The organism is Eubacterium sp. BIOML-A2, from assembly GCF_009680135.1.
GTDB lineage: Bacteria > Bacillota > Clostridia > Lachnospirales > Lachnospiraceae > Faecalicatena > Faecalicatena contortus_B.
Window position 1 is genome coordinate 1 of the sequence record NZ_WKZK01000093.1, and the last position, 9432, is coordinate 9432.

Annotated in this window: 9 protein-coding genes; 8 read left to right on the forward strand and 1 reads right to left on the reverse strand. The window is 47.7% G+C overall.

What is annotated here, in order from left to right; translation table 11 throughout:
• The 5 genes from GKG43_RS22085 to GKG43_RS22105 form a co-directional block, all read left to right on the forward strand.
• Positions 1-261, forward strand: a 261-nt coding sequence (locus GKG43_RS22085; RefSeq protein WP_129880070.1) for a LacI family transcriptional regulator, incomplete at its 5' end; no start/stop codon positions are given.
• A gap of 55 nt (positions 262-316) precedes the next feature.
• Positions 317-1549, forward strand: coding sequence for an anhydro-N-acetylmuramic acid kinase (locus tag GKG43_RS22090; RefSeq protein ID WP_055153875.1), 1233 nt, complete (start codon positions 317-319; stop codon positions 1547-1549).
• Positions 1550-1614: 65 nt separating this feature from the next.
• A complete protein-coding gene (locus GKG43_RS22095) occupies positions 1615-2622 on the forward strand; it encodes a sugar ABC transporter substrate-binding protein (RefSeq protein ID WP_050641641.1) in 1008 nt (335 codons plus the stop codon).
• A gap of 97 nt (positions 2623-2719) precedes the next feature.
• Positions 2720-4243 carry a sugar ABC transporter ATP-binding protein gene (locus tag GKG43_RS22100; protein WP_055153873.1) on the forward strand — a complete coding sequence of 508 codons (1524 nt, stop codon included), beginning with the start codon at positions 2720-2722 and terminating at the stop codon, positions 4241-4243.
• Positions 4236-5177, forward strand: coding sequence for an ABC transporter permease (locus tag GKG43_RS22105; RefSeq protein ID WP_055153871.1), 942 nt, complete (start codon positions 4236-4238; stop codon positions 5175-5177). The genes GKG43_RS22100 and GKG43_RS22105 overlap by 8 nt, the downstream gene beginning before the upstream one ends.
• 857 nt (positions 5178-6034) lie before the next feature.
• Here the strand turns inward: GKG43_RS22105 and GKG43_RS22110 are convergent.
• A complete protein-coding gene (locus tag GKG43_RS22110) occupies positions 6035-6220 on the reverse strand; it encodes a ferredoxin (protein ID WP_050641638.1) in 186 nt (61 codons plus the stop codon).
• 388 nt (positions 6221-6608) lie between these two features.
• On the opposite strand from GKG43_RS22110, the gene GKG43_RS22115 reads away from it, so the two are divergent.
• The 3 genes from GKG43_RS22115 (at position 6609) to GKG43_RS22125 (ending at position 9355) form a co-directional block, all read left to right on the forward strand.
• Positions 6609-7403 (forward strand): nitroreductase family protein, encoded by a 795-nt coding sequence (locus tag GKG43_RS22115; RefSeq protein ID WP_055153869.1) that lies wholly within the window; start codon positions 6609-6611, stop codon positions 7401-7403.
• A 243-nt stretch (positions 7404-7646) separates the two neighbouring features.
• On the forward strand, positions 7647-8522 hold the full coding sequence (locus GKG43_RS22120; protein ID WP_055153867.1) for a sugar ABC transporter permease: 876 nt from the start codon (positions 7647-7649) through the stop codon (positions 8520-8522).
• Positions 8522-9355, forward strand: a complete 834-nt coding sequence (locus GKG43_RS22125; RefSeq protein WP_055153865.1) for a carbohydrate ABC transporter permease — start codon at positions 8522-8524, stop codon at positions 9353-9355. Before GKG43_RS22120 ends, GKG43_RS22125 begins: the two co-directional genes overlap by 1 nt.
• The last annotated feature ends 77 nt before the right edge of the window (positions 9356-9432 follow it).

Consider the following 9432-nt stretch of genomic DNA (forward strand, 5'->3'; position numbering starts at 1 on the left):
ATTGAGGAAAGCGTAGAAAGCCTTATAAAATGGGCATTTGAGAAAACAGTAAATAAAAGTTGGCAAAACAGATGGGATGATGAAGAACTAAATGAATTGCTGGATATTACAACCGTGGTTCAGCCCATCGAAGCGATCGGAAAGGCAGCGGTGCAGGAGCTGATCGCACAAAAAGAAAAAGCCCCCGGAGAGCAGGGGGAGAAACGAGAGGTACTGGAGGCCTCCATTGTATTTCGGAAATCCTGCAGAAAAGCCGACTAAACTGGTAGCAGCACCGGAGGGTGTTCTATAAATATCAATTCAAGGAGGGAACAAAATGGATTTAATTATGGGTATGAACAGTGGTTCGTCCTTTGACGGAATCGACGTGATTCTGGCAGAGATCGAGATGGACAGCGATGGTTTTCCCAAAGCGCCCCGCTTTATCTGCGGAGGTTCCTACGACTGGCCCGAGGAGGTAACGCCGATCGTGAGGGATGCCTTTGAGAACCGCGTGGATATGGTGGGGATCAACAGGCTCAATTATATCTGCGGAGCAGTATTTGCTGAAAAAGCAGTACAGTTTATGAAAGAGAATCATATCAATCCGCTGGATATCAAAGTGCTGGGGCTGGATACACAGACCATATACCAGGAGCAGCCTGACCACGCGAAGATCGCGTCCATGTCTGAGGAGGAAAAGGGGGATTGGCTCCACAGATGGCTGGACGGGCCGTATCCGGCCGGACTTCAGATGGGCGAGAGCTCTGTAATCGCAAACCTGACGAATATTGACACGGTGACACATTTCCGTCCCGCAGATCACGTATGGGGAGGTGCGGCGGCTCCGTTGATGCCATATCTGGATTACATTTTATTCCGGAACGAGGAGAAGCCGGTCATGACGCTGAATATCGGCGGAATTGCAAACCTGCATGTGGCAGGTAAAGACAGAAGAGACATGTTTGGATTTGACACTGGTCCGGGGAATGCGGTATCCAACTACCTGTGCAAGAAACTGACCGGGAAGGATTACGACAAAGACGGTGAGCTTGCCTCCAGAGGAAACATCAATGAAGAGATGCTGGACTTCTTTATGCAGCATCCGTTCTGGGACAGGCCGGTACCAAGATCAGGATGGGTAGGAGATTACAACGAACAGTACATAGACAGTGTTTTGGACAAATTCGGACATCTGCCGGCGGAAGATATTCTTGCAACGTCATGCGCATTTACAGGGGAGGCTGTTGCGAAAAGTATGATTGACAATATACCTTCGGAGATCATAGAGAAGACGGACAAGCTGTATGCAAGCGGCGGGGGAGTAAAGAATCCTCAGATTATGAAAGAGATCCGGGAACGAATTCCGGGAAATATCAAAGTGACGACCTCTGCTGAAATCGGCATCCCGCCGGAATATAAAGAAGCGATTAAGTTTGCGACCATCGCTTATTCAACTATCCACCGGATACCGGGAAATATTCCAGCAGCAGGTCATGCGTCACAGTACTCAATCCTTGGCAAGATTGCTCTGGCTCCCCGCAATATAGCAGGCGGCCCGCAGATCTAATTGAATACGATATAAATATACCATGAAAACATATAAAATGCCAGTTATAATGGAGGGAATAGATTATGAAAAAAAGAATAGCAGCTCTGCTTTGCGCAGCAATGATGGCAGTCACACTGGCTGCATGTACAAGTGAGGGACCAGGGAAAGAAGCTTCTGAACCGGCCGCAGATTCCGGGCAGGCAAAAACAGAGGAAGGAAAGTCAGCGGAAGAAATCACACTTGGAGTTTCATTCGGACAGAATGTGCACCCCTTCTTCGTAGCAATGCAAAAGGGGATTGAGAAGGCATGTGAAGATTACAACGTGAAAAAATGTAACGTCCTGTCAGCCGACAGTTCTCTGGAAACGCAGAATTCCCAGCTCGAGAACCTGGTGACTATGGGATGCGATGCAATCCTGCTGAACCCTTATGATTCGGAGGGCGTGGTCAATGCCGTCAGCGATGCCGTGAATGGAGGCGTCGGCGTATTTACAATGGATGTGGACTGCGAAGGTTCCCTTGCATTCGTTGCCTCCGATAATAAAGAAATCGGAAAAATGCTGGCAGAATACGTAATAGAAAAACTCGACGGCAAAGGGAAAATCGCTATCATCGATGGGATTACGGTCAGCTCATTGAAGGACAGGACCGAAGGTTTCATGGAAGTAATCAAAGAGAGCGGGATTGAAATTGTGGCAGAGCAGCAGACTGCGCATGCAAGAGATACGGCCCTGGCTTCCGCAGAGAATATTCTGCAGGCAAATCCGGACATCGATGCGTTTGTAGGAATTAATGAAAATTCAGGTATGGCAATCTTAAGCGCGGCTACCTCCGCGAATCTGAAAGACCTATTGATTACCACTGTGGATGCAACATCCGAGAATATGGCGGCTATCCGGGACGGGAAAGTGGCAGTAGGCGTATCACAGGATCCATATCAGATGGGATACAAGGCTGTAGAACAGGCATTGGCATGGTGTGAAGGAAAAGACGTTGAGAAATTTATTGAAGTTCCTGTTGAGTACATGGACAAAGACAATATCCAGGAATTTATCGACAGAGAAAAAGGATATGGCGTTGAGGTAGAATAAGTATTAACCTTGAAAGCCGCAGGTACGCCCTGGCGTACCTGAATTGGAACCATCTGCGTATGTGGATGGTTCCTATCATAAATGAAGAGGTGAAGATATGTCCGATGTAATAGTAAAAATGGAAGGAATATCGAAGGCATTTGCAGGAATTAAGGCACTGGATCATGTACAGATCGAGCTGCGAAAAGGAGAAGTCCATGCACTCATGGGAGAGAATGGGGCAGGGAAATCTACTTTGATGAAAATCATGACAGGGGTATACTCAAAAGACGAAGGCAGCATGTATCTTTTGAACGAAGAAAACGGACAGATGGAAGAGGCAGAGATGAAATCACCGCTAATGGCACAGAAAGCAGGATTAAGCATGGTTTTTCAGGAACTGAACCTCTTGGAAAATATGAATATAGCAGAAAATATTTTCATCGGCAGAGAGCCGGTCGGAAAAAGCAGGCTGCTGGACAGGGACACACTGAATAAAAAGGCAAAGGCAGAACTTCAAAAGGTAAACCTGGACATCGATCCGGGCACCCCGGTATCCGAGCTGAGCTGCGGACAGATGCAGTGCGTGGAGATTGCGAAGGCATTGTCCTTTCAGGCCAGAGTGGTGGTGTTTGACGAACCTACGGCCAGTCTGTCGGAAAAGGAATCTCAGGTGCTGTTCCAGATCATAGAGGATCTGAGAAAACAGGGCGTGTGCATCGTATACATTTCCCACAGAATGGAAGAGGTGTTCCAGCTATCCGATCGTATTACGGTTTTTCGAAATGGTACATACATAGATACGGTAGAGACAAAGCGGGTGACAGAACCCGACCTGATTAAAATGATGATAGGGCATGAGTTAGATGGGCGCAAGGCATGCGGAAGTGAATTTGTGAATCGGGAGCATGTAATCATGGAAGTGAAGAACGTGCAGGTATATCCCAAAAGCAGCCCGGTTAGTTTTAAGCTCTATGAAAAGGAGATTCTGGGATTCTTTGGCCTGGTAGGCGCGGGGAGAACGGAATTGATGAGGAAGCTGTTTGGCATTGACCCCATTGGGGAAGGTGAAATATATATAAAAGGGGGAAAAGTCTGCGTCTCTTCTCCAAAGGATGCAATCGGCGCAGGAATCGGCCTTGTCCCCGAGGACAGAAAGGGGCTGGGCCTCATCCTGGGAATGAGTATCCGGGATAATATGCTCATCTCCAAGCTTGGACAGCTGAAAAGCTTCTGGCTGAATCGCCGGGTGCTTAAGCAGATCACGGGAAACTACATCAGCGATCTTGGCATATCCCTGAGAAACGAGGAGCAGGAGGTCAAAGAGCTGAGCGGAGGCAACCAGCAGAAAGTGGTGATTGCAAAGTGGCTGGCCATGACGCCGGATATCCTGATTATGGATGAGCCCACAAGAGGAATTGACATCGGCGCAAAGAGTGAGATCTATGCATTGATGCGTAAGCTGACCCAGTCAGGAAAAAGCATCATCATGATTTCATCGGAAATCGCAGAAGTCATGCAGGTAAGCGACAGGATTATCGTCATGCATGAGGGCAGCATTTCCGGCGAAATCGCTGCGGAGGAAGTTTCAAAGAATAGCATAATGCAGGCTGCATTTGGCGGAGGTATGGAAAATGAATAAAACAAAAAAGATAAATCTCAGATCCTTCAGGGAACTGCTTTTAGTTGGCGTAGTAATCGTATTATGTATGATCTGGACGATCATGAACTCACAGTTTCTGTCCGCCAACAATATATCTAATATTCTGAGGCAGGCTTCCTATACGGCGATCGCGGCGGTGGGGATGACCATGGTTATCATCATAGGTGAGATTGACCTATCGGCAGGTTCCCTCGTATGTGCCGCAGGCCTGGTAGGAGCCGTAGTCTGCAAGAATACGGACAATGTATTCTTTTCCGTGATTACGGCAATTGCAGTTGGCGCGGTAATCGGAACCGTTAACGGAGTGCTCTGCGCAATAGGAAAGCTGCCGGGATTCATCGCATCCCTTGCAAGCATGACCGTACTGCGGGGCCTGGCCTACATCGTCACCGGCGGTAATTCCGTAGTATGGAGCAATGAAAGTTTTACGATGATAGGAACCGGATACATCGCTGGAATTCCCGTCCCCGTCATCATTATGGTAATCGTTATCATATTCGGCGTCATTCTGACATCGAAGACCCGTTTCGGACGCTACATCTACTCCGTAGGCGGAAATATGGAGGCAAGCCGCTGGTCAGGAATCGCAGTAGAAAAAGTAAAAATCCTTGTCTATATGATCATGGGAGTCCTGACCGCCATAGCAGGTCTGATCATCACCACCCGCCTCGGTTCCGGACAGCCCTCAGCCGGCCTGAACTTCGAGATGGACTGCATCACGGCAGCCGTAGTCGGGGGAACAAGCATGTCCGGCGGACGGGGAAAAGTCATGGGGACAATCGTGGGAGTACTTCTGCTTACCGTTCTGACAAATGGAATGACACTGGTGGGAATGAATACATATTGGCAGCAGGTGTTCAAGGGAGTCATAATCGTAATATCTGTACTTGCAGATACACATAGCAAGAAGTAGGAATTTTTGGGGCAGTGGGGGAGCGGATGAGGGGCGCCTGCCGGAAGGTGGATGCTCCGATGCCGTCCGGGGAGGCTTATGCTGATTTTGGAAACCGGCCGCTTAGCCTACAATTTCTAACTGCGAAAAAGCCGCATCTTATGGAACCGAGCGTATTCACTTAGAAAGCCGATGCTTTCTAAGCTCAGACGCTCTGGAAAACTGATTCGGAATCAGTTTTCCTCCATAAGATGCGGCTTTTTCGCAGTAAGAAATTGTACGGCACGCTAAAGGCTTCCAAAATCAGCATAAGCCTCCCCGGACGGCATCGGAGCATCCACCTTCCGGCAGGCTGGGCGCATCAAGACGGTCACGATACTGCCTCGGTGGGGATTCCGACGGGTGAGGCGGATGGGAACTGGCTGGGCCGGGATGAGATTATAAACAGGTTAATTTAATGTTCTGACTTAAAGGCAGTGTCTGTTATTACGAAAGGGATTGTTCTGGAGCAACCTTTGTATCACCAGTACTGTTTCATACGCTGCTCCCGCCTTGATTCCTCACGTGAGGGAGTTTTTGACTTCTGACTGGATGAGTCCAGCTGTGCGGAATTGGAACAGGCATCTCCTGGATGCGTCTTTTAGGGCATTAGCGCCGCTTCATCAAAATCGGAGCTGGCATGTGAACTTCCTTCAGGCCTACAAGGCCTGAAGGCAAGCAGACCCGCAGCGAGAATTCATCAGAATTCTCGTGAGTGTCTGCGGTGTTCACCATGCCGGCTCCGATTTTGATTAGCGGCGCTTATGCCCTAATTCCGTATCCAGGAGATGCCTGTTCCAATTCCGCACAGCGTCCCCCCTGCCAAAACAACCTCCCCCCTAATCAACCTTGATAACGCTGACGGGGCAGTTTTCTGCCGCTTCTTCTGCGGTATCTTCTGTTTCCGGGGTTATTTCGCTATAGACTTCTGCCAGGTCGTCATCTGCCATGCGGAATACCTCCGGGCAGGTAGCGGCGCAGAGTCCGCATGATATACATCCTTCTCTGTCAATTTCTGCTTTCATGTAAATAAGGCTCCTTTCATTGTCAGTCTGCATGGCGCCCTCTGGAATAATGGTGGGGTAGTCCAGCGGACGTGCATGAATATAGTATTGCCCTGTTATTGGAAGTAATACAGTGTTTGCAGGAAAATTATTACAGAAAAGTGCGGTTTTTGGATACCGTCCGGGATGGTGTCTAGTACCTCGAATAATAATTAACTTACTGTTAAACTGACCTAAATTTCCGATAGCACTACTCCACAAGCCTCAGCGTAGCCCGCTACGCCTACGTTTGTGAAGCAGCACTCTCGAAAATTTATCTCAGTTTAACAGCAAATTACTTATTATTTGATGTACTAGTTTTTATTTGGTGTATAATACAAGAAAATAAAAGGATGAAAGGAGATAAAATATGGTAAAAATAAATCGTGATTTGTGTATTGGGTGCGGGGAATGTGCGGCTGACTGCCCGGTGAATGTGCTGCATATTATAGAAGGAAAAGCAGACGTTTCGGGACCGTGCTTCCAGTGCGGACACTGTGTGGCGGTCTGTCCGGTTCGCGCTGCTGCGATACCGGAATATGATATGGACGATGTGGAGGATTATGTGCCAAAGACATTTGATGTGAATCCTGAAAATATGCTGCATGCAATCAAATTCAGGAGAAGCATCCGCAATTTCAGGCCGGAAAAAATCGAACGGGAAAAGGTGGAGGATATCCTGAATGCTGGCCGTTATACTGCTACAGCAAGAAATAAACAGGCATGCACATTTATCTTTATACAGGATCAGTTAGAGGAATTCAAGACATTGGTATGGAAAAATATGCCGGATATTATCCGTACATTGCAAAAAGATGTGCCCCGGTATGCCGGAATCTTTGAACGTTTTTACGAAAAGTGGAAAGCGGATTCCACGGACGATAATTTCTTTTACAACACCCCGGCCTTCCTGGTAATATCAGCGGACAACCACCCGCTGGACGGAGGCCTGGCTGCCGCCAACATCGAGAACATGGCCGTTGCCCATGGTCTGGGCGCCCTTTACAGCGGTTACATGATGCGCGTAATCAGCACAAGCCCGATTCTGAAAAAATGGCTTGGAATCGAAGAAAAAGGAGTAGCAGGCTGCATGCTCCTGGGCTATCCCGCAGTTACATACAGAAGAACCGCACCAAGGCTTGACGGACATATCATAATAAAATAACTCATCAAACACAAAAGAATGGCAGGAGACCTCCGCATCCCGGAATCTCCTGCCGTTTTTGTCTCCCCCGCAGCGGTACAGCTCCCTCTTTGGACAGGCGTCCCCCCTCTTCCACAAAAAGTTACTTACTTGAAAAGAAAAAGTTACTTCCCCTATGCTAGGATTATCTTACAAAAGGCTACTGCAAATGACAAGTTCATATGAAATGCGGGCCAAATTTCATATAGGAAGGGGTTTCAAGAGGTGAAAAGAAAAACAAACAGAACTTTATACTATTTTCTTATACCGGCACTTTTATTGTACGTGATTTTCTGGGTACTGCCGGTTCTGATGTCATTTTTTTACGGACTTACGGATTGGTCCGGTGTGGGGGATTACAATTTTGTGGGACTGAAGAATTTTAAGTACCTATTAAAAGACGGAACGCTGATCAATACGTTGAAAAATACGGGGGTTTATACGATTTTTACGGTGGTGTTTGGCAACGTCCTGGCGTTGACGCTGGCATTTATTCTGAACATGAAGATGCGTATGAAGGGGGCTTTCCGGACGGTGTTCTACATACCCGCGCTATTTAGTACGGTGGTTGTGGCTTTTATATGGAGTTATGTTTACGCGCCATATTATGGAATGATTTACAATGTTTTTGATATCTTCGGAGCAGCGGAAGCAGCGCCAAATCTGCTGGGAAGTACAAAGACGGCGTTGATTGCCTGTGCATTTGTGGAACAGTGGAAGACTTCCGGAACCATGACCCTGATCTATCTGGCGGGACTTCAGAACCTTCCGGGTGAAGTGATTGAGTCCTGTAAGATCGACGGATGCAAATGGCATCAGGAAATGTTCCGTGTGAAGATCCCCATGCTGGCGAATACGATTGCTGTTAATGTGATGCTTGGGCTAATCAATGGATTTAAATCTTTCGACTATGTATTTACATTGACGGGAGGCGGACCGGGCTCATCGACGAGCACTTTGATGTACAGTGTCTACAAACTGGCATTTGTGGAATACCAGTACGGCCTGGCGGAAGCGCTGGCGGCCTCGGCCTTTGTCCTGATTCTGGTTATATCGTGCGTGGTTCTGTTTTTCTTTAAGAAGAGGGAGGTGGAAGCATAATGAAAAAGTCAGTAAAAAAAGAAATTATATTCAGCATAATCATAGTAATATTCTTTGCCATTATGTTGTCTCCGCTTTTAATAGCACTGTCCGGGTCTTTTCGTTCACCGGATAATGGAACGTCTTTCTTACAGCTGTTTAATGAGTTCTCTCTGGAGAGTTACAAAGAAGCCTTTGAGAAGATGCATTATTTCCGTTCCCTGAAGAACAGCGTGATTACGACCTTCAGCAGCGTGGCAATCCTGCTTGTAGTGGCGGCTCTGGCGGGATATGCACTGGCACGCCTTAAGACGAGAATAGGAGGGTTCCTGCAGATCTTCTTCCTTGCAGGGATGATGATTTCCGCGCAGATGTCCATTATACCGATTTATAATATCATGCGCTATTTTAAAATTAACAACAGCTATATAGCACCGATTGTAATGTACGTTACCATTTCGATACCGTTTTCCATCTTTGTTTATACAAATTTCGTGAAATCGGGAGTGCCTATAGCACTGGAGGAAGCCGCCAGAATCGATGGGGCGGGCAGGCTTGGAACATTCTTTAAGATCGTGATACCGCTGACCAAACCGGTATTGGCATCCATTATTATTACCCAGGGTGTGCCGATCTGGAATGACTTTTTCTTATCTATGCTGTTTTTATCCTCATCCACGAAAAAGACGCTGCCACTGGTGATGCTGTCTTTCCTCGGGGATATGCAGAAGCCGACGCAGTGGACCATGCTGTTTGCCGCATGTTTCCTGAGCGCTCTACCGATGCTGCTTGCCTACGCTTTCCTGCAGAAGCAGTTTGTGGGCGGACTGACGGTGGGCGCGGTAAAAGGGTAAGCGCGTCCAGAAAAGGGCGGTTGGTTTAGTGGGTGGAAATCCCATACGGCAAGGTGTAGCGAGCCACCGTTAGCGAG

What these genes read in the sequence shown, in the direction of transcription:
- GKG43_RS22090 (WP_055153875.1), top strand. Translation starts at nt 317, where the DNA reads ATGGATTTAATTATGGGTATGAACAGTGGTTCGTCCTTTGACGGAATC.
- GKG43_RS22100 (WP_055153873.1), top strand. Translation starts at nt 2,720, where the DNA reads ATGTCCGATGTAATAGTAAAAATGGAAGGAATATCGAAGGCATTTGCA.
- GKG43_RS22105 (WP_055153871.1), top strand. Translation starts at nt 4,236, where the DNA reads ATGAATAAAACAAAAAAGATAAATCTCAGATCCTTCAGGGAACTGCTT.
- GKG43_RS22095 (WP_050641641.1), top strand. Translation starts at nt 1,615, where the DNA reads ATGAAAAAAAGAATAGCAGCTCTGCTTTGCGCAGCAATGATGGCAGTC.
- GKG43_RS22110 (WP_050641638.1), bottom strand. Translation starts at nt 6,220, where the DNA reads ATGAAAGCAGAAATTGACAGAGAAGGATGTATATCATGCGGACTCTGC.
- GKG43_RS22125 (WP_055153865.1), top strand. Translation starts at nt 8,522, where the DNA reads ATGAAAAAGTCAGTAAAAAAAGAAATTATATTCAGCATAATCATAGTA.
- GKG43_RS22115 (WP_055153869.1), top strand. Translation starts at nt 6,609, where the DNA reads ATGGTAAAAATAAATCGTGATTTGTGTATTGGGTGCGGGGAATGTGCG.